Here is an 18,443-nt window from a genome sequence, read left to right on the forward strand (position 1 = left end):
GCGGGGCTGTATCGATATGCGGCTCCGCGCCGCGGGCGCGACAAGCCACGACGGCGCCGCACTCGGCAGCTATGCGGCAAGGTCCCTCTCAGATGGCGCCGCCTCCTGCCGAGCCCCAGGAATCACCGAGGCCCCCCGCTCGACCCCTCGCGCGCGAACAATCCACGCCCCCTTCGAAGACCCCTCGACCGCCTTCATCAAAGGCGTCAGCAGAGCCATCGCAACCGGCGACAACAACAGAGCCACAGCCGTCCCGAGCGCGAACCCACCAATGACATCCGTCGGATAGTGCACACCCATATAAACCCGGCAAAACCCTTCAAGCAGCGCAAGAGCAATACCGAAGAGTCCGAACTTCCGATGCGCGACGAACAACCCGACCGCAATCGCCATCGTGATCGTCGCGTGGTCGCTCACAAACGAATAGTCGGTCTTGCCGGAGACCAGAACCTCAAGCCCCTCGTGGGTCCGGAACGGCCGGGGCCGCTCGACGAACCCCCTTATGGGCACGTTGACCAGCACGGCGATCGCGGCAGCCAACGGCGCCCACACCAGCGCGGCCACGGAGGACGCCGCGTCCTCACCACCCCGCCGCCGCACGGACCACCAGCACCACACGACGAGCAGGACCATGGCCAGCAGGATCCCGTACTCCCCGACGTACTCCATGACCCGGTCGAACCAGTGCGGGGCGTCCTTGGCCAGGCCGTTGATGTCGTAGAGCAGGTCGACGTCGGGGTTCGACCCGGATTCGGCGAGAACAGCCATGATGCTGCGGCCCCTTCGTCGTCTTTCCCGGCGTACCCATGTGCGCTCGGCTACGCCCCCAGGAACGCACGGCTCCCGTTAATACGTTCCACACTCCACTGAATGATCACGCAGACGTTATCGAAGAGAGACACATCGCCGCAGCTCAGGGGGAGGGTTTCACGTTCGGTCACACCGTCGTGGGCAACGCTTTCGCGCCATCTTCGGTGACCCGGGTGGCACCGAAGTACTCAGAGGTGTCGATCGGGTCGAACCGGATCACAGCACCTGTTCTGGGTGCGTCGATCATGTATCCGCCGCCCACATAAATCCCCACATGGTGGATGGCGCGCGAGTTGGTGGGGTCCTTGGAGAAGAACACCAGATCCCCCGGCAACAGTTCACTTCTGGCCGGATGCGGGCCCGCGTTGTACTGATCGTTCGCGACGCGCGGCAGCGTGATGCCCACGCTCTCGTACGCGGCCTGTGTCAGCCCCGAGCAGTCGAAGCGTCCGCCCTGCGCGGCCGTACCCGTACCGCCCCACAGATAAGGCGTCCCGAGTTTCTTCTGCGCGTAGTAGATGGCCCCGGCGGCCTGCTTGGAGGGATCGACGCGGGTGGTCGGCGCGGCGAAACTCTCCTCCAGGGTCGTGATGGTCTTCACGTAGTTCTGGGTTTCCTTGTACGGCGGCACGCCCCCGTACTTGATGACCGCGTAGGCGCCCGCGTTGTACGAGGCGAGCATGTTGGCGGTGATGTTTCCCGGCACGTCCTTCACATAGGACGCGAGCGAGCAGTCGTACGAAGCCGCCGAGGGAATCGCGTCGTTGGGATCCCAGACGTCCTTGTCGCCGTCACCGTCCCCGTCGATCCCGTGCGTTGCCCAGGTCCCGGGAATGAACTGCGCGATTCCCTGCGCGGCCGCGGCGCTCCGGGCCTTCGGGTTGAACCCGCTCTCCTGGTAGAGCTGCGCGGCGAGCAGGGCCGGGTTGATCGCGGGACAGAGGTTGCCCCACTTCTGCACGAGGTTCTGGTACGCGGCCGGAACGGCACCCTTGGCCAGCGCCTTGGTAGCTCCGCCCACCCCGCCGGCGAGGTTCCCGGCGACGACGTAGACCCCCACGACGAGCAGCATCACGAAGCTGAGCCCCGCTCCGAGAGCGGCGCCCGCCACGAGCCACGCCTTACGCACCGTCAACCGCCCCTCGGTCACTGGGAGTACGCCCGCGCCAGTTTATGAGCTTTCCCCGGCGGAAACCTGGGTACTCGGCGGGGTCGGCACAAAGATCAGCAGATCGCGTCCCGGTAGAGCGCGGCGGCCTCCGCCCCGAGCACCACGCTGTACGACACGTCGGCCGTCGCCCCGCCCTGCTCGTGCCCGCCCAGCACCCCCACGACCTGCCCGTCGCCGTTCACCCAGGGACTGCCGCTGGTACCGCCGGTGAACTCCGGGCACTCGATCCGCTGCTGGGTACGGCTGTGCGCGGTCGGCTTGTTGGTGCAGCTGATTGGCACGTCCCTGGCGGAGGGGTACCCGGTGACGGTGACGGCGGTGGCCCCGGTGGCGGTGCCGGTCACGAACCGGTTCCCGCCGACGGAGTCCTGGACGTCCCCCTCGACCGTGGCGAAGGCGACATCGCTGTCCTCGTCCTGTCCGCGGGACCACCCCTCGGGCATGTACCGCTTCCCTACCTTCCACTTGCCGTACGGCGCCCTTCCGTCCCGGTAGCCGGGCACGAACAGGAGATCACCGTCTTTGCCGTCGAGACAGTGCGCGGCGGTGACGATGAGATCGCGGTGCGGGCTGCGGACGACGGACGCGGTGCAGATGTGCTGCCTGCCGTCGAACAGGGCGCCCACGCGGGCGTTCTGCGGGATGGCCGCGGCGACCGTCGTCACCCCGAAGGGCCCCGTCCCGTCGTCGGCGGCCGCTTCGGAGGCCGAGGTGACGGTGAGCAGGACGACGACGACATGGAGAGCGAGACGTGGCGTGCGCTTCATCGGACGGCAGCATTCCGCACGAAGGTGAGAAACGCGTCAACCGCCCGTCGCGTGGAGCCCGCACCGCTGGGAACCCAGGGCCTCGACGACGATCCGGGGAGGCCAGGTGTTCGAGGCTTCGAGCTGACCCGCCGCGAGGGCCGGGACGGTGTCCGGCTGCGTGTACGCCACGGCGGCCACGGCCCGGCCGTACTGCTCCTGCACGGCCATCCGCGCACCCACGCCACCTGGCACCGGGTCGCCCCGCTGCCGGCCGCGGCGGGCCGCACGGTGGTCCGCCGACCTGCGCGGCCACGGCGGGTCCGACAAGCCCGCGACCGCCCCGGACCACCGTCCGTACTCCAAACGGGCCATGGCCGGCGACTGCGTCGCGCTCATGCGCCGGCTCGGGCACGAGCGGTTCGCGGCCGTCGGGCACGACCGCGGCGCGTACGTCGCCACCCGCCCAGGCCCTGCGGGGAAGAGGCCCCCGAGCAGCTCGCCGACACCCTGCTCACGTTCTGGGACCGCCTCACCTGAGCCCCCCGGGAGTTGTGCGCAACGCGTGTAGATGGTCAAGCCGTGACCATCGTCCACCCATCCACCCGCCATTGATCAGCAATCCACCAGCACCCTTCGGTAAGGCGGAAGTCAGGATTCCACCACCCGTCTTGTTGTCACGTACTCAACAAGGCGATGGTCTACGCGGGTCGCCGCCCCCACCGGGAACCTCACCGGTGGTCCCCCCACTGCAGGCCTCTGCAACCACTCTCAGGAGGCTGTACGTTGCGTACTCCCAACACCCCCCACATCTCCGGCAGATGGCGTCGGATCGGCTCCGCCGCCGTGGCCACCTCCGCCCTCGTGTTCGCCGGACTCGGCACGGCCGTCCACGCGACCGCCGCCACGCCCGACCACGTGAGCGCCAAGGCTGTCGCCGCCGCCGTGGCCAAGGCCCATGTGCAGTACGAGAGCGCGTGTGACGCCACCCCCAAGAAGGGCTACGCCGCGTGCAACGCCCTGCGCGTCACCGCCGGCACCACCGCGTACATGGAGAAGCAGGCCGCGCTCAAGGGCGTGACCGCCAAGACGCTCAAGCCGAACGCCTCCTCCGCCACCCCGACCGGCTACGGCCCGAGTGACCTCCGGTCCGCCTACGGCCTGACCTCCGCGTCCGCGAACAACGGCGCCGGACAGACCATCGCCATCGTCGACGCCTACGACGACCCCAACGCCGCCGCGGACCTGGCCACCTACCGCAGCTACTACGGCCTGCCCGCGTGCACCGTCGCCAACGGCTGCTTCAAGAAGGTCGGCCAGACCGGCTCCACGACCTCCCTGCCCACCGCCGACAGCGGCTGGGCCGGTGAGATCTCCCTCGACCTCGACATGGTCTCCGCCATCGCCCCCAACGCCAAGATCCTGCTGGTCGAGGCGAGTTCGTCGAGCATGGCCGACCTGGGCAAGTCGGTGAACGAGGCCGTCACCCTGGGCGCGAAGTTCGTCTCCAACTCCTACGGCGGCTCCGAGTCGTCGAGCGACACCTCGTACGACTCCTCGTACTTCAACCACCCCGGCGTCGCCATCACCGTCTCCGCCGGCGACGAGGCCTACGGCGCCGAGTACCCGGCCGCCTCCAAGTACGTGACCGCCGTCGGCGGCACCGCCCTGAAGACCTCCTCCACCAGCCGCGGCTGGACGGAGACGGTCTGGAAGACCAGCTCCACCGAGGGCACCGGCTCCGGCTGCTCCTCGTACGACGCCAAGCCGACCTGGCAGACCGACGCGAGCTGCACCAAGCGCATGATCGCCGACGTCTCGGCCGTCGCCGACCCGGCCACCGGAGTCTCCGTCTACGACTCCTACGGCTCCGACGGCACCGGCTGGAACACCTACGGCGGCACCAGCGCCTCCGCCCCGATCATCGCGTCGGTGTACGCCCTCGCGGGCACCCCGGGCAGCAGCGACTACCCGGCCCAGTACCCCTACAAGCACACCACGTCCCTCAACGACGTGACCTCGGGCAACAACGGCACCTGCTCCGTCAGCTACTACTGCACCGCGGGGTCCGGCTACGACGGCCCGACCGGCCTTGGCACCCCGCAGGGCGTGGCCGCCTTCACCAGCTGATTCCGGCCATCTCACCGCAGAACTCCCCGTCGGGTCACGGGGAAGCCGCCCTCGAGAGGGGGGACGTGGGGTCCCCCTCGGCGGCACCACGGCAACGGGTCGCGACATCCGGTCGCGACCCGTTCGCCGTGTCGGAGGGTCAAGTGACGGCCGCCCGCACTCCAACCAGCCGCCATCGGCGAGTAACGCCGACCCCCCGTTCGGTATGGCGCAGGTCAGGATTCCACCGGGTCCCTTGTTGTCACGTACTCACCAAGAGGACCGTCGTCGCAGGCCGCCGCCCGCCGCCGGGACACCGCACCGACGGCACGCACCCGCACCGCCCCTGTTCCATCACCATCAGGAGGCTGCACCTTGCGTACCAACTTCCCCCACATACGCCTGAGATGGCGCCGTACCGGCTCCGCCACGATCGCCACGGCCGCCCTCGTCCTCGCCGGCCTCGGCACCGCCGTCCACGCGGACGCGGCCGCGAGCTCCTCGAAGGTCACCTGGGCCGCGACCCCCTGCGCGACCCCCAAGAAGGCCGGCGAGCTTGCCTGCAACTCCCTGCGCGTGACCGGCGGCACCACCGCCTTCCAGAAGGCGCAGAAGGCCGAGGGCATCACCCCGAAGGCGGCCGACGCCTCCACCCCCTCCGGCTACGGCCCGAGCGACCTCCAGAACGCCTACGGCCTGACCAGCGCGGCCGCGAGCAACGGGGCCGGCGAGACCATCGCCATCGTCGACGCGTACAACGACCCGAACGCCGAGGCCGACCTCGCCAAGTACCGGTCGTACTACGGCCTCTCCGCCTGCACCACCGCCAACGGCTGCTTCAAGAAGGTCAGCCAGACCGGCTCCACCACCGCGCTGCCCCCCAGCGACGCCGGCTGGTCCGAGGAGATCTCCCTCGACCTCGACATGGTCTCCGCCATCGCCCCGAACGCCAAGATCCTGCTGGTCGAGGCCAAGTCGGCGACCATGGCCAACCTGGGCACCGCGGTGAACGAGGCCGTCACCCTGGGCGCGAAGTTCGTCTCCAACTCCTACGGCGGCTCCGAGTCCTCCTCGGACACCTCCTTCGACTCCTCGTACTTCAACCACCCGGGCGTCGCCATCACCGTCTCCGCCGGTGACTCCGGCTACGGCGCCGAGTACCCGGCCGCATCCAGGTACGTGACCTCGGTAGGCGGCACGGCCCTCTCGCCGTCCTCCACCAGCCGCGGCTGGACGGAGACGGTCTGGAAGACCAGCAGCACCGAGGGAACGGGCTCGGGCTGCTCGTCCTACGACGCCAAGCCGACCTGGCAGACCGACGCGAGCTGCGCCAAGCGCATGATCGCCGACGTCTCGGCCGTCGCCGACCCCGCGACCGGCGTCTCCGTCTACGACTCCTACGGCGTCACCGCCGGCTGGTACACCTTCGGCGGCACCAGCGCCGCCTCGCCCATCATCGCGGCCGTCTACGCGCTGGCCGGTACGCCCGGCAGCAGCGACTACCCGGCCCAGTACCCCTACAAGCACACCTCGTCCCTCAACGACGTGACATCGGGCAACAACGGCAGCTGCTCGACGAGCTACTTCTGCACCGCCGGGTCGGGCTACGACGGACCGACCGGCTGGGGCACCCCGGAGGGAGTGACCGGCTTCACCAGCTGACTCTCCGTCAACGAACGGGCCGCGGGCTCCCCTACCGCGGCCCGTTCGTCATGCCGGTCGCACTCCGGGATAGCCTTCACCCGCAGAACATCGGTGCCAGAAGCGCCGCAGGTCGAAACAGGGGTTAACGACGGAACCACACGACAGGTTCCGCTCAGGCCTCATTGCCCGGCGTGACCTGCCGTGATACACAGAGTGACCAGACAGTCGTTCGTACGAAACCCGCCCATCAATGCCGCCAAGTCGACATACGAGGGCGGAATTGTCAGCGACAATGAGGCCTGACCTCTGCACACTCGCAGGGGAAGCGGAACTACCCACCAGGGGCGGTGACTTACATGTTCTTTGCGGCCGACAAGGGAGACATCAACACCATCATCGGCGGGATCGCTCCCGACTGGGGGCCCTTCGGGGCGCTGGGGACCGAAGCGAAGACGATGATCCAGGTCGTCATGGCAGTCGCCATCCTGCTCTGCCTCGGCATCGCCATCTGGGGCGCCGCGAAACAGCGCATCGGCGCCACCGCCCTGCGGGACACCTTCAGCGCGGAACAGGGCAAGGGCCTGATCATCGCGGGCCTGACCGGAGTCTTCATCATCGGCTCACTGGGCACGCTGTTCACCATCGTGTACGGCATGGCCGTATAACCACCCCGCCCGGTACACCCCCTCCACCCCACCCGTCCGCAGTGCCCACCGGCTGAGGTTGCGTTCCCTGATGTCGAGTCACCACACCGCACCCGCGCGGGAAGCAGCGCGGCTACCGTCGTACTCCTACGCGTTTTCGTACGACGTCGAGGGGGCGTGAGCGGCATGAGTCTCGGAGACGACCAGAACGGCTCCGGCGGTTACGCCGGAACCGGCCAGACCCGCACCCGCTACCCGGAAGGCGGCGCCGACGTCTACGGCGGCGCCCGCCGCCCCGGCCGCTCGTCCTCCAGAAGCCTGGTCACCGTGGTCGGCGTCATCGTCCTCCTGATCGCCGCAATCGCCTTCGCGAACCGCGGAGGGGACGATTCCGCCGCGTCGGCGGAGGGGGCTGGGGGACAGCCGAAGGCGACGACGACAGCGCCGAGCGGGACCGAACCGGTGCGGTCCACGCCGGGTGCGATTCCCACGGGGTACGCGCGTGACGCCCAGGGAGCACAGAGCGCGGCGGCGAACTACGCGGTGGCGTTGGGCTCGGCGGACATGTTCAACAAAGCCAAGCGCGACGCGACGCTCCAAATCGTCATCGCCCCCTCGCGTGTGGCCACGTTCCAGTCCGCTCTGGACCAGGCCTACACCGCCGCCTTCAACAAGAACGTCGGGCTGAACGACGACGGCTCCACGCCCGCCGGCTACACCTTCGTCTCCCGTACGAATCCGATCGGCACCAAGGTCACCGCATCCTCCGCGAACAGCGCGACCGTCGAGGTCTGGTGCAGCGGGCTGCTCGGCATGGCGGGCGAGAAGTCCACCAACCCCGTCACCAACAGCTGGTTCACCATCACCATGAAGCTCGAATGGGCCGCCGACGACTGGAAAATCGTCACACAGTCCCAGAAGGAAGGCCCGGCGCCCGTCCCAGGCGACGACACGGCCTCCAGCGCCGACGAGATGGCGAAGGCCGTTGACGAGTACGGAGGGTTCACCTATGCGCGGTAATCGCTACGTACTCAAGGCCGCAGCGGCCGTCACAGCCGTACAGACGGCGACTCTGCTCCTGGCGACCCGGGCCTTCGCGGCCCCGGCACCCACACCGTCGCCCTCCACGAGTGACAAGGCCTGCAGCCTGCTCACCGGCACCACAAAGGCCCTGTGCGAGAGCGACCGCAACAGCAAGCAGAGCGGCGGGTCGATCAACGACGACCCCACCTCCACCCTCGACCCCATGTCCTCCCTCGCCAACAGCTGCGCCAAAGCCGCCGCCTGGACCATCGACAAGCTCAGCGAGGCCGTAAAAGACACCGCGAACGTCGACTTCACCAACCAGAAGTTCCTCCAGCAGTACGCCGTCGTCTTCGCCGCGTCGACCATCCTCACCCTTCTCCTGTGGCTGCTGGCAGTAGCCAAGCGCGCGGTACGAGGCGTCCCCCTCACCACCGCCATCAGCGAAGCGATCGGCTTCCTCTGGCTGACCGTGCTCGCCTCCGCCTTCACCCCCCTGATCCTCTACACCGTCGTATCAGCGACGGACGGCGTCTCAGAGGTCCTCGCGAAGGCCACCGGCGACCAGACCGACACCTTCTTCGGCACCTTCTCCGGCGCCCTGGAAAAGGGCAACGACATCGGCGGCGGCCCCATCATGCTGATCGTCGTCTCCCTGGTCAGCATCCTCGCCGCCGGAGTCCTCTGGCTGGAGCTCGTCATCCGCGCCGCTCTGCTCTACGTCGGCGCCCTCCTCGGCACCGTCGTCTACGCCGGCCTCGTCGACAAGAACCTCTGGGGCCACGTCCGCCGCTGGGCCGGCATCATGATCGCGGTGATCCTGGTCAAACCGGTCATCGTCATCGTGCTGGGCCTCGCCGGCGCACTCTCCTCCGACGACGGCCCCGACGCCTTCTCCGCCGTCGTCTCCGGCCTCGCCATCATCCTGCTCGCCATCTTCGCCAGCGCGATGATCTACCGTTTCGTCCCCGGCTTCGGCGACGAGATCGCCGGCTCCCGCAGCAACCGCATCATGCAGAACGCCGAGGGGAAGGCGGCGGCCGTCATCAGCTCGCCCGCGACCCTCGTCGCCCAGGGCATCAAGACCCACAGCTCCCGGGCCGACAACAACGGTCAGGCCTCCGGAGGATCGGGCGCCCGCCCGAGCAACCCGGCATCCGGCGGCGTCGCCGCGCACAGCTCGCGCACCCCGAACGGAGGCGGCGGATCTGTCCCCTCCGCCGCTCCCGCTCCCCGTTCGAGCAACCCGGTGAACACCCCGCACGCCAGCAACAACCGCAATGGCAGTAGCAAGAGCACAGGAGGTGACGGGCGTTGACGACCGAGTCCCACGTGTCGCATACGGTCACGCCCCGCCGTACATATCTGATCGGCCGCGCCCGGCCGAACGCGATCGTCGGCCGGAACCGTGAGAGCGGCGAGATCACACTGATCATCGCGGGCGCGTTCCTCGGCATGATGTGCGGGCTCCTCGTCCCGGTGCTCTCCCTGCGCATCGTGCTGCTGATGGGCTTCCCCCTCCTCGCGCTCGCCGCGGTCTACGTGCCCTACAAGCGCCGCACCTTCTACAAGTGGTTCGAGATCAACCGCAGTTACAAGCGCACCCTGCGCCAGGGCACCACCTACCGCTCCTCCGTGATGGAGGCCGGCACCCACGTCGACGGCCGTGAGGTGGAGATCGGCCCGCCGCCCGGCATCGGCCGCATCAACTGGCTGGCCGCCCCGTTCGGGCCCGACGAACTCGCCGTACTGCTCCACGCGGACCGCCGCACCGTCACCGCCGCCATCGAGATCGAGGGCCCAGGCGTCGGCCTGCGCGACTCCGAGGACCAGGAAGCCCTCGTCGACCGCTTCGGCACCCTGCTCAAGCACGTGGCCAACGGCGACGGCTTCGTCACCCGCCTCCAGATGCTCGCCCGCACCCTCCCCGCCGACCCGGACGCCCACGCCAAGGACGTCGCCGTACGCGGGGACGACAAGGCGCTGCCGTGGCTGCAGACGTCGTACGACCAGCTGCAGTCGATGGTGTCCACCAGCAGCGAGCAGCACCGCGCGTACCTCGTCGCCTGTATGCACTACTCCCGTGAACTGGCCGCCGAGGCGCACGCCATGGCGCGCGCCGCCCGTCCGCAGTCCGGCCGCAAGCTGGACAGGGACGCGGGCCTCGCGGTCGTCATGGCCCGCGAGCTGACCGACATCTGCTCGCGCCTCCAGGAGGCCGACATCCGCGTACGACAGCCCCTCGGCCAGGGCCGGCTGTCGTCGCTGATCCACTCCATGTACGACCCCGACCACCCCATCGACCACATCCAGGCGATGACCAAGCGCAACGCCTGGCCGGCCGAACTCGACGCCATGGAACCGACGTACCTCCAGGCGAAGACCCGGGAGTCCTCCACCCGCGCCCCCTGGTGCCATGCCACGGCCTGGGTCAAGGAGTGGCCGATGACCCCCGTCGGCGTCAACTTCCTCGCGCCCCTGCTCGTCCACACCCCGGACGTCATCCGCACGGTCGCCGTCACGATGGACCTCGAACCCACCGAGATCGCCATCGAGCGCATGCTGACCGAGAAGACCAACGACGAGGCGGAGGCGTCCCGCGCCGCCAAGATGAACCGCACGATCGACCCCCGTGACGTGGCCGCCCACTCCCGCCTCGACCAGCGCGGCGAGGACCTCGCCAGCGGCGCGGCGGGCGTCAACCTGGTCGGCTACATCACCGTCTCCTCCCGCTCGCCCGAGGCCCTGGCCCGCGACAAGCGGACCATCCGGGCCTCGGCCGGAAAGTCGTATCTGAAACTGGAGTGGTGCGACCGCGAGCACCATCGCGCCTTCGTGAACACGCTTCCGTTCGCCACCGGCATCCGAAAGTAGGGGACCAAGCATGCGGGATCCGCTGTCCGTCCTCACCGACGCCTTCACGTCCTTCCTCTTCGGAAAGGTCGAGACGACCCGCCTGCCGGTCCGCACCTCCACCGGCCAGGCGCAGGCGGTCTACCTCCCGACCGCCGCGCCGGGCCTCGGCGACTCGGGCGTGATCATCGGCCGCGAGGTCTACTCCGGCAAGGGCTACATCTACGACCCCTTCCAGCTCTACGGACAGCAGCTCCCCGCCCCCCACTGGCTGGTCCTGGGCGAGTCCGGCAACGGCAAGTCGGCGCTGGAAAAGACGTACGTCCTGCGCCAGTTGCGCTTCCGCGACCGCCAGGTCGTCGTCCTGGACGCCCAGGGCGAGGACGGCGCCGGCGAATGGAACCTCATCGCGCAGGAGCTGGGGATAACTCCCATCCGGCTCGACCCGATGGCGGCCCTGGACCAGGGCATCCGCCTCAACCCCCTGGACCCGGCGATCACCACGACCGGCCAGCTCGCCCTGCTGCGGACCATCGTCGAGGTCGCGATGGGCCACGGACTCGACGAGCGCTCCGGCTTCGCACTCAAGGTCGCGCACGCCTACGTCAACGAGACGATCGTCGAACGCCAGCCGATCCTCACGGACATCGTGGAGCAGCTACGGCACCCCGAGCCCGAGTCGGCCGAGGCGATGAACGTCGACATAGAGGACGTACGCGCGTGGGGCCTGGACGTGGCCCTGGTCCTGGACCGGCTGGTCGACGGTGACCTGCGGGGCATGTTCGACGGCCCGACCACGGTCGGCATCGATCTCGACGCGCCGCTGATCGTCTTCGATTTGTCCCACATCGACCGCAACTCCATCGCCATGCCCATCCTCATGGCGATCGTCGGAGTTTGGCTGGAACACACCTGGATCCGCCCCGACCGGAAGAAGCGCATCTTCCTGGTCGAGGAGGCCTGGCACATCATCAACAGCCCCTTCGTGGCCCAGCTCTTCCAGCGCCTGCTGAAGTTCGGCCGCCGGCTCGGCCTGTCCTTCGTGGCGGTGGTCCACCACCTGTCCGACGTGGTGGACGGAGCAGCGGCGAAGGAAGCGGCGGCGATCCTGAAGATGGCCTCGACGAGGACGATCTACGCCCAGAAGGCCGACGAGGCACGAGCGACGGGCCGCGTCCTGGGTCTGCCCCGCTGGGCGGTGGAGATCATCCCCACCCTCACCCCCGGCATCGCCGTCTGGGACGTCAACGGCAATGTCCAGGTGGTCAAACACCTGGTCACCGAGACCGAACGGCCCCTGGTCTTCACCGACCGCGCGATGACGGAGTCCTCCGCCGACCGCGAACTCGCCGACGACGCCCTGCGCGCCGCCGAGTTGGAGGCGGAGGAGCGGGCGGCGGCCTTCGTGGAACAGCACATGGGCGACTCCGAGTCGACGGTGGCGTAGGAGGCGGGCAGTGGTGAGACCGGACGACCGCCGAGACAGCGGTCAGGGAGGCATCCCGGACGGGCTGTTGGTCGGCATACTCGCCTTCCTCCTCGGCATGACCCTGCTGGTCTGGTCGGCGACGGGCCTCGCGGGCCGGCTCGCCCACGGCGACTGGCCCCGGGGCGTCACCTTCACCCGCACCCCCCTGGCCATGCGCCACCTCATCGGCCACCCCCAGGACATCCCCGGCGCCTGGCCCGACACCCCGACCGACCAGCTCTCCGGCTACGGCCTGGTCTGGGGCCTGTTCATCGGCCAGCTGCTGATCCTGGTCGTCCTGACCGTCTTCGTGATGGGAACACTGGCCCGGTGGAGAGCGGTACGGGCGAGGACGAGAGCGGAGAAACTGGCGGCACGGGAACGCCGGAGGGGGTCGGGGCCGGTTCATGAGGTACCGGCACCGAGGTCGGCGACAGAGGTCCAGCCGGCTGTTACGGCCCCACTCACCGAGCCGCCGCAGGCATACGACCCGCAGCCGCCGACGGCGAGCGACCAGCCCGGGCTCCCCCAGCCCACCGCGCCATTGCTCACGACGTCGGCCGATGCCAAGCTGCCCACTTCCCTGTCCAAGGGTGAACGGTTGGGCGGGTGGGAAACACCCCGCGCCGAAGGCGCGGTCCAATACGGCCCCAGGGAAGCCCGCCACTCCACCGCAACCCAGGCCATCAGAGACGCGGAGGGCCCCGCCCTCATCGTCACCTCCAACCCCACCCTCTGGGCGGACACCAAAGACGCCAGAGCCAAACTCGGCCCGGTCCACGTCTACGACCCCACCCACCTCTGCGACACCCCGGCCCGCCTCCACTGGTCCCCCACCACCGGCTGCGGGGACAAGGAAACGGCCAAGACCCGCGCCCACTCCCTCCTCGCCCCGATCCGCCCCACCGCCAAGATCGACCAGGCCGTCGCAGACGTGGCCGAAACGCTCCTGCGCAGCTACCTCCACGCCGCGGCGATAGACTCCCGCACCATCCGCCACGTCCACCGCTGGTGCCAGGGCACCCAGATCCAGGACGCCGTACGAACCCTCCGCACCAACCCGAAGGCGGCCCCGGGCGCCGCCGGCGAGCTCGAAGCCGCCCTCACCGCCCACCCCGAACGCCGTGACATCGCCCAGGAGTTGACCAGCCGAGCCCTGTCCGCGCTCTTCACGGTCAACGTCCGCGAGGCCTGCACTCCCAACCGAAATGATGCCCTCGCCTTGGATTCCTTCGTCGACGAAGGGGGCACGCTTTATGTGGTGGGTGAATCGATCGAGGACCCCAGGACCAACCCGGGCGCGATGCCACTCCTGACGGCCCTCACTTCAAGCGTGGTCGAGCGTGGCCGGCGCATGGCCGAACGGTCATCCTCCGGTCGCCTCGACCCACCACTGACGCTCGTCCTGGACGACGTCGCAGCCGTGGCTCCGCTTCCCCAGCTCCCGGAGCTGCTGGCCGCCGGAGCGGACCGGGGGCTTGTGACCCTGGCCCTGCTCCGGTCCCGGGAACAGGCCCGCACCCGCTGGCCGGACGCGGACCTCCCGGCATAGACCTCAGAGGACGTACACCAGCGCTCCCAGAACGTCAGGAACGCTCCAGCGCGAACTCCAGCTCGGTCTCCCCCGGGGTCGCCGCCAGCGGCACGACCACACCCGTGGGCTCGAACCCCACCTTGCGATAGAACCGCTGCGCCCGCCCGTTGTCCTCATGCACGATCAGCCGCACCCGCTCCGCCCCGTGCGCCCACGCCCACTCCACAGCGGCGTCGAACAGCACGTCGGTGAGCCCGCTCCCGCGCTCCTCGGGCCGTACGAACACCCCGACGAGATGCCCCTGCTTCCGCTCGACCGGAAACCCGGCCCAGTCCGTGGTCCCGGGCTGCTCCAACAGGACCGTCACCGTCCCGACCCACCGCCCGTCCGGCGCCTCGGCGATGATCGTCTGTGCGTCGCCCGCCCCCTCGGCGCCCTTGGCCGTCCGCTCCCGCCAGTAGGAGTCGGGGCGCTCGACGGCCTCCTCGTAGGTCTCCAGGAAGGCGAGAGGCGCGACCGGATCCTGAAGTGCCACAAGCCGCAACTCCTTCGCGGCAGGCCACTCCTCGACGCGGACGGACCGGATCACGTAGCTCATGCGGGCCACAGTAGTACCCGGGTACTACCCACCTCACCTGGAATACTGCCCGCGGTCCGACACCCACGGCCCCCGCCCGCACGAGCATCGAAGCATGATTACGGCACAGGACCTCACCAAACGCTACGGCGACAAAACGGCGGTGGCCGACCTCTCCTTCACGGTCCGCCCGGGCACCGTCACCGGTTTCCTCGGCCCGAACGGCGCCGGCAAGTCCACCACCATGCGCCTGATCCTCGGCCTGGACGCCCCGACCCACGGCCACGCCACCGTCGGCGGCCACGCCTACGCCACCCACCCCGCGCCCCTCACCGAGGTGGGCACCCTCCTGGAGGCCCGCTCGGTCCACCCCGGCCGCACCGCCCACCACCACCTGCGCACCCTCGCCCTGACCCACGGCATCCCCCGCGCCCGCGTCGACCAGGTCCTGGACCTCACCGGCCTGACCGAGGTCGCCCACCGCAGGGTCAAGGGCTTCTCCCTCGGCATGGGCCAACGCCTGGGACTCGCGGCCGCACTGCTCGGCGACCCGGCCGTCCTCGTCCTCGACGAACCGGTCAACGGCCTCGACCCCGAGGGCGTCCTGTGGATCCGCAACCTCCTCAAGTCCCTGGCCGCGGAAGGTCGTACGGTCCTCGTCTCCTCCCACCTGATGAGCGAGATGGCCCTCACCGCCGACCACCTGGTCATCATCGGCCGCGGCCGCCTCCTCGCCGACACCACGGTCGACGACTTCGTACGGCAGTCCGGCGCGGGCACGGTCAAGGTCGTCACCCCGGACGCCTCCGCTCTCGTACGACTGCTCGCCGCCCCCGGAGTCCAAGCGATCCCGACCGCCTCCGAAACCCTGGAAGTCCGCGGCACCGACGCCCGCCACATCGGCCGCACCGCGGCGGCCCACGCCATCCCCCTCTACGAACTCACCCCCAACCAGGTCTCGTTGGAGGAGGCCTTCATGGCACTCACCCACGACTCCGTCGAGTTCGCCACGCCCCGGGAAGGAGCGACGGCATGACCACCGCGACGATGCCCTACCGGATCACCCGGGCCCGGGTCCTGCGCTCGGAGTGGCACAAACTCTGGACCCTGCGCTCCACCTGGATCACCCTCATCGCCACGAGCGTCCCCACCCTCGCCATGGGCGCGGGCGTCAGCGCGGCCTACGACGGCGGCGACGCCGACCACCTGGACACGGTCGTCCTCGTCCTCCTGGGCACCCAGTTCGCCCAGGTCAACCTGGGAGTGCTGGCCATCCTCTCCACCGCCGGCGAGTACTCGACCGGCCAGATCCGCGCCACGATGACAGCGGTGCCGACCCGCCTTCCCGTCCTCTGGTCGAAGGCCGCGGTCCTGGCCACGACCGCCTTCGTCCTCAGTCTGTGGACGAACCTCCTCACCTTCCCGCTCGCCCAGTCCTTCCTCACCGGCACCGAACACGAGTCCGCCCTCGGCGATCCGGGCGTCCTGCGCGCCCTCACCGGCAACGCGGCCGGCCTCGCCCTCCTCACCGTCCTGGCCCTGGGCCTCGGCGCACTGGCGCGCTCGGTCCCGATCGCGACAGGAGCCTTCATCGGCCTGGTCATGATCCTCCCGGAAGTGCTGGCCATGCTGCCGTACGACCTCGTCGACGACGCCGTACGCCACTTCCCGGGCCGCGCCCTGGAGACCCTCACCACCGCGGACACGGCTTCCTCAGGAAGTGCCCTGCTGGCCATGTCCCTGTGGGCGGCGGCCTCCCTGACGGCGGCCGCGGTGCTGCTGAAGCGACGGGACGTCTGACGGATGACGGCCAAAGCCCCCACCATGGACCCCGTGGCGGAAGAACGGGTGGCGGAGCCCCTCACCGAGTACGTCCAGCGCGTCACGAGGCGGGTGCGCTCCTTCGACCGGGGCCACCCTCTCCTCTGGGACCTGCATCTGACCGGCTTCTGGGTGACGGCGGCCCTCATCGACTACCTCGGCGACGGCTGGCGCAGCATCGCCCGCGACACCGACATCCCCGGCGGCCTGGTCCTCGCACTGAGCCTGGGCCTGTCCGCACCGCTCCTGTGGCGCCGCAGCCACCCCCGCACGGTGCTCCTCGCCCTCACCCCGTTCGCCCTGGTCAACGCCTGGACCGGAGTCGTGCTCCAGGCTGCCATGCTGGAGATGCTGGTCGTCTTCCACATCGCCCTGCGCCGCCCCCACCGCTCCCTGTGGTGGGCGCTGCCAGTCGTCCTGGCCCCCGTCACCGTGATCGCCGTACGCCACCCCCACGGCAGCGCCGACCAGGAGATCCTCCCGAGCCTGCTGACCTTCGTCTCGGCGGCGGCCATCGGCATCACGGTCCGCACCCGTCGCAACTACACCGAGGCCCTGGAGGACCGCGCCCACCGCCTCGAGATCGAACGCGACCAGCAGGCCCGCCTCGCCGCCGCCGCCGAACGCGCCCGCATAGCCCGCGAGATGCACGACATCATCGGCCACAACCTCTCCGTCATCACGGGCCTGGCCGACGGCGGCCGCTACGCCGCCCGCAAGTCCCCCGACCGCGCGGCGGAAGCCCTGACCGCCATCTCCACGACCAGCCGCCAGGCCCTCACCGAGCTCCGTCGCCTCCTGGACGTCCTCCGCGAAGAGGAACAGCAGGAAGCCACCCTGACCCCCAACCCGCCCTCTCCGACCTCGACCACCTCATAGAGGGCGTACGCGGAGCGGGCATCCCCGTCCACACCACGGTCCACGGCACCCCGACCCTCCCCCCGGGCCGCCAGCTCACCGTCTACCGAGTCATCCAGGAAGCCCTCACCAACACCCCCAAACACGCGGGCCCCGACGCCACCTCGACCATCGACATGTCCTACGGCGACCACGGCGCCGTCACCGTCACGGTGACCGACACCGGCCGCGGCGGCGACCCCGACAGCACCGACGGCCGCGGCCTCCCCGGCATGCGCGAACGAACATCCCTGTACGGCGGCAGACTTGAGGCCGGCCCCCGCCCCCGTCCCGAACAAGGCTGGCGCGTCAGCCTGCACCTCCCGGAGGAAACCCCGCAGTGACCACCGTCCTGATCGCCGACGACCAGCCCCTCCAGCGCTTCGGCTTCCGCATGCTGCTGGAGAGCCAGGACGACCTGACGATCCTCGGCGAAGCGGCCAACGGCACCGAGGCGGTCCGTATGACGGCCGAGCTGCACCCCGACATGGTGCTGATGGACGTCCGTATGCCCGGCCTGGACGGCATCGAGGCAACCCGCCGCATCATCGCCACCGGCGACCGCACCCGCGTCCTCATCCTCACGACCTTCGACCTCGACGAGTACGCCTACGCCGGCCTCCGCGCCGGAGCCTCCGGCTTCCTGGTGAAGGACGCCCAGCCGGAGGACCTCCTGTCCGGCATCCGAGCGGTGGCGACCGGCGACGCGGTAGTGGCCCCCAGCCTGACCCGCCGCCTCCTGGACGCCTACGCCCACCATCTGCCGACAGGGAAGCCGGCCGGCGAACCGGAAGACCCACGCCTCGCGGCCCTCACCGACCGGGAGCGCGAGATCCTTACGGTCATCGGCAAGGGCTGGACGAACGCCGAGATATCCGCCCGTCTCCACCTGGCCGAGTCGACGGTGAAGACCCACGTGGGCCGCGTCCTCGCGAAGACGGGCTCCCGGGACCGGATCCAGGCGGTGATCCTGGCGTACGAAACAAAGCTGGCGAAATAGCCTGGAACGCAGAAAAGCCCCGTGCCGAATGGCACGGGGGTTTTCTCAATAATTGTTCGGCGGTGTCCTACTCTCCCACAGGGTCCCCCCTGCAGTACCATCGGCGCTGTAAGGCTTAGCTTCCGGGTTCGGAATGTAACCGGGCG

At 69.5% G+C, this 18,443-nt stretch carries 15 protein-coding genes, 1 rRNA gene and 2 pseudogenes; 13 read left to right on the top strand and 5 right to left on the bottom strand.

Annotated elements, in window-relative coordinates:
• Positions 1-69: 69 nt before the first annotated feature.
• From AB0D34_RS24720 to AB0D34_RS24730, 3 genes are all read right to left on the bottom strand, one after another.
• Entirely contained in the window at positions 70-768 is a 699-nt protein-coding gene (locus AB0D34_RS24720) for a phosphatase PAP2 family protein (protein ID WP_362664787.1), read from the bottom strand.
• A gap of 169 nt (positions 769-937) precedes the next feature.
• The gene (locus AB0D34_RS24725) at positions 938-1,945 is read right to left on the bottom strand and encodes a bifunctional lytic transglycosylase/C40 family peptidase (protein WP_362664789.1); all 1,008 of its coding nucleotides are present in this window, start codon (positions 1,943-1,945) and stop codon (positions 938-940) included.
• 89 nt (positions 1,946-2,034) lie between these two features.
• Positions 2,035-2,748 (bottom strand): trypsin-like peptidase domain-containing protein, encoded by a 714-nt coding sequence (locus tag AB0D34_RS24730; protein WP_362664791.1) that lies wholly within the window; start codon positions 2,746-2,748, stop codon positions 2,035-2,037.
• A 123-nt stretch (positions 2,749-2,871) separates the two neighbouring features.
• Between AB0D34_RS24730 and AB0D34_RS24735 the strand changes: the two are divergent.
• From AB0D34_RS24735 to AB0D34_RS24775, 9 genes and pseudogenes are all read left to right on the top strand, one after another.
• Positions 2,872-3,193 (top strand): annotated as a pseudogene (locus AB0D34_RS24735) (alpha/beta fold hydrolase); the annotation flags it as partial.
• Positions 3,194-3,513: 320 nt separating this feature from the next.
• On the top strand, positions 3,514-4,857 hold the full coding sequence (locus AB0D34_RS24740; protein ID WP_362664792.1) for a S53 family peptidase: 1,344 nt from the start codon (positions 3,514-3,516) through the stop codon (positions 4,855-4,857).
• A 354-nt stretch (positions 4,858-5,211) separates the two neighbouring features.
• The gene (locus tag AB0D34_RS24745) at positions 5,212-6,498 is read left to right on the top strand and encodes a S53 family peptidase (RefSeq protein ID WP_362664794.1); all 1,287 of its coding nucleotides are present in this window, start codon (positions 5,212-5,214) and stop codon (positions 6,496-6,498) included.
• Between the two features lie 338 nt (positions 6,499-6,836).
• Positions 6,837-7,145, top strand: coding sequence for a hypothetical protein (locus tag AB0D34_RS24750; RefSeq protein WP_123761709.1), 309 nt, complete (start codon positions 6,837-6,839; stop codon positions 7,143-7,145).
• Positions 7,146-7,310: 165 nt separating this feature from the next.
• A complete protein-coding gene (locus AB0D34_RS24755; protein WP_362664796.1) occupies positions 7,311-8,144 on the top strand; it encodes a hypothetical protein in 834 nt (277 codons plus the stop codon).
• Positions 8,134-9,465: a hypothetical protein gene (locus tag AB0D34_RS24760; RefSeq protein ID WP_362664798.1), complete on the top strand. Its 1,332-nt coding sequence runs from the start codon at positions 8,134-8,136 to the stop codon at positions 9,463-9,465. The genes AB0D34_RS24755 and AB0D34_RS24760 overlap by 11 nt, the downstream gene beginning before the upstream one ends.
• Positions 9,462-11,021 (top strand): SCO6880 family protein, encoded by a 1,560-nt coding sequence (locus AB0D34_RS24765; RefSeq protein ID WP_362664800.1) that lies wholly within the window; start codon positions 9,462-9,464, stop codon positions 11,019-11,021. The genes AB0D34_RS24760 and AB0D34_RS24765 overlap by 4 nt, the downstream gene beginning before the upstream one ends.
• 10 nt (positions 11,022-11,031) lie before the next feature.
• Positions 11,032-12,447 (top strand): ATP-binding protein, encoded by a 1,416-nt coding sequence (locus AB0D34_RS24770; protein ID WP_362664802.1) that lies wholly within the window; start codon positions 11,032-11,034, stop codon positions 12,445-12,447.
• Between the two features lie 13 nt (positions 12,448-12,460).
• The gene (locus AB0D34_RS24775; protein WP_362664843.1) at positions 12,461-14,020 is read left to right on the top strand and encodes a type VI secretion protein; all 1,560 of its coding nucleotides are present in this window, start codon (positions 12,461-12,463) and stop codon (positions 14,018-14,020) included.
• Positions 14,021-14,054: 34 nt separating this feature from the next.
• Here the strand turns inward: AB0D34_RS24775 and AB0D34_RS24780 are convergent, their stop codons facing one another.
• Complete coding sequence (locus AB0D34_RS24780) at positions 14,055-14,600, bottom strand: GNAT family N-acetyltransferase (RefSeq protein WP_362664804.1); 546 nt, start codon at positions 14,598-14,600, stop codon at positions 14,055-14,057.
• A gap of 94 nt (positions 14,601-14,694) precedes the next feature.
• Here AB0D34_RS24780 and AB0D34_RS24785 point away from each other — a divergent pair, with 94 nt between their 5' ends.
• From AB0D34_RS24785 to AB0D34_RS24800, 4 genes and pseudogenes are all read left to right on the top strand, one after another.
• On the top strand, positions 14,695-15,615 hold the full coding sequence (locus tag AB0D34_RS24785; protein WP_362664806.1) for an ABC transporter ATP-binding protein: 921 nt from the start codon (positions 14,695-14,697) through the stop codon (positions 15,613-15,615).
• Positions 15,612-16,379: an ABC transporter permease gene (locus AB0D34_RS24790; protein WP_362664808.1), complete on the top strand. Its 768-nt coding sequence runs from the start codon at positions 15,612-15,614 to the stop codon at positions 16,377-16,379. Before AB0D34_RS24785 ends, AB0D34_RS24790 begins: the two co-directional genes overlap by 4 nt.
• A 24-nt stretch (positions 16,380-16,403) precedes the next feature.
• Positions 16,404-17,641 (top strand): annotated as a pseudogene (locus tag AB0D34_RS24795) (histidine kinase).
• Positions 17,638-18,297 carry a response regulator transcription factor gene (locus AB0D34_RS24800; protein WP_362664810.1) on the top strand — a complete coding sequence of 220 codons (660 nt, stop codon included), beginning with the start codon at positions 17,638-17,640 and terminating at the stop codon, positions 18,295-18,297. Before AB0D34_RS24795 ends, AB0D34_RS24800 begins: the two are co-directional and overlap by 4 nt.
• Before the next feature lie 54 nt (positions 18,298-18,351).
• Here AB0D34_RS24800 and rrf read toward each other — a convergent pair.
• A 5S ribosomal RNA gene (gene rrf / locus AB0D34_RS24805) occupies positions 18,352-18,443 on the bottom strand; the annotation flags it as partial.

It is taken from the genome of Streptomyces sp. NPDC048420, assembly GCF_040651535.1.
In the GTDB taxonomy this organism is placed as follows: Bacteria; Actinomycetota; Actinomycetes; order Streptomycetales; family Streptomycetaceae; genus Streptomyces.

Coding starts and splice junctions, on each gene's coding strand:
- AB0D34_RS24720 (WP_362664787.1), bottom strand. CDS start 768: ATGGCTGTTCTCGCCGAATCCGGGTCGAACCCCGACGTCGACCTGCTC.
- AB0D34_RS24760 (WP_362664798.1), top strand. CDS start 8,134: ATGCGCGGTAATCGCTACGTACTCAAGGCCGCAGCGGCCGTCACAGCC.
- AB0D34_RS24750 (WP_123761709.1), top strand. CDS start 6,837: ATGTTCTTTGCGGCCGACAAGGGAGACATCAACACCATCATCGGCGGG.
- AB0D34_RS24780 (WP_362664804.1), bottom strand. CDS start 14,600: ATGAGCTACGTGATCCGGTCCGTCCGCGTCGAGGAGTGGCCTGCCGCG.
- AB0D34_RS24790 (WP_362664808.1), top strand. CDS start 15,612: ATGACCACCGCGACGATGCCCTACCGGATCACCCGGGCCCGGGTCCTG.
- AB0D34_RS24755 (WP_362664796.1), top strand. CDS start 7,311: ATGAGTCTCGGAGACGACCAGAACGGCTCCGGCGGTTACGCCGGAACC.
- AB0D34_RS24785 (WP_362664806.1), top strand. CDS start 14,695: ATGATTACGGCACAGGACCTCACCAAACGCTACGGCGACAAAACGGCG.
- AB0D34_RS24730 (WP_362664791.1), bottom strand. CDS start 2,748: ATGAAGCGCACGCCACGTCTCGCTCTCCATGTCGTCGTCGTCCTGCTC.
- AB0D34_RS24770 (WP_362664802.1), top strand. CDS start 11,032: ATGCGGGATCCGCTGTCCGTCCTCACCGACGCCTTCACGTCCTTCCTC.